1 protein-coding gene is annotated in these 1,096 nt (G+C 44.1%); it reads left to right on the top strand.

Annotated elements, in window-relative coordinates; translation table 11 throughout:
• The first annotated feature begins 410 nt into the window (after positions 1 to 410).
• A complete protein-coding gene (locus tag AACX33_RS06315) occupies positions 411 to 851 on the top strand; it encodes a SufE family protein (protein WP_194003472.1) in 441 nt (146 codons plus the stop codon).
• Positions 852 to 1,096: the final 245 nt, after the last annotated feature.

The raw sequence follows: 1,096 nt of genomic DNA, 5'->3' as shown, positions 1-1,096 counted from the left end.
GACTTTATTTAGTTAGTGGGGGGTTTACCATCGGTAACCGTGTCACTGAAATCACATCTGAAATCAAGCTGCTGCGGTCTGAGGTGGTCTCGCAGAATGAAATTCAGAATTACCGAATTGAAAAGCTCGAAGGGCTGAGAACTGCTAATAATTAACTCAGGACTCAGGATTTACAATTGGGGATTCTTGTAACCAAGTTTGTGATCTATGCGGAAATTTTATAATATTCTGAAAAAGATCCGCCTCTTCTCAGTTCGCGTGGTACTTAGGGTCGTTAACCGACTTGATGATGATTATTTCAGCGCCAAATTGGTCAGCTGTCATCTCAACGATCATATCTGCTGAAAGACGCGATTCGCTGACAAAATCATCTACACTCAAAGTAAGACTGATTATTTGCAGCTTCTGTTATGTCCTCAATTATCGATTCTTTGCCACCTGCTCTCGCTAAAATCGTCCAGCGCTTTCAACGTGCTACTGAACCGAAGCGGCGCTACGAACAATTAATCTGGTATGCTCAGAAGCTCAAGGATTTCCCAGAAACTGGCAAAGTTCCAGAAAACAAAGTTCCTGGCTGTGTATCTCAAGTTTTTATCACCGCAGCCCTGGATGACGGTAAGGTTGTATATGAAGGTGATTCCGATTCCCAGTTGACCAAAGGATTAGTAGGGCTGTTGATTGAAGGCTTAAATGGACTAACTCCTACGGAAATTGTGCAACTCACCCCAGATTTTATTCAAGAAACGGGTTTAAATGTTAGTCTCACACCTTCCCGTGCTAATGGATTTTATAACATTTTTAAAACCATGCAAAAAAAAGCACTCGAATGTAAGTTAGATTTGCCTAGCTAAATAAACGCCCGATGCTCAATCTGGTCGCATCCTAGCATCTCAAAGCTACATTTCATCTCCCCTCCTCGCTTGCCTACCGTGTACACACAAGTGATCGAATCGCCCCCTAACCCCCAATTCTGGGGGAACAAGAATTTTCAAAGTCCCCCAAAATTGGGGGATTTAGGGGGCAGAACAAGCTCAAATGCAGACAGGTAGGATTTGTGTGTACACCGTAGTCCTCGCTTGCGGGGAGGGGCTGGGGG

It is taken from the genome of Nodularia sp. LEGE 04288 (genome assembly GCF_963896525.1).
In the GTDB taxonomy this organism is placed as follows: Bacteria; Cyanobacteriota; Cyanobacteriia; order Cyanobacteriales; family Nostocaceae; genus Nodularia.
The sequence above is the reverse complement of the archived record's forward strand: the minus strand, read 5'-3'. Positions and strand labels throughout refer to the sequence as shown.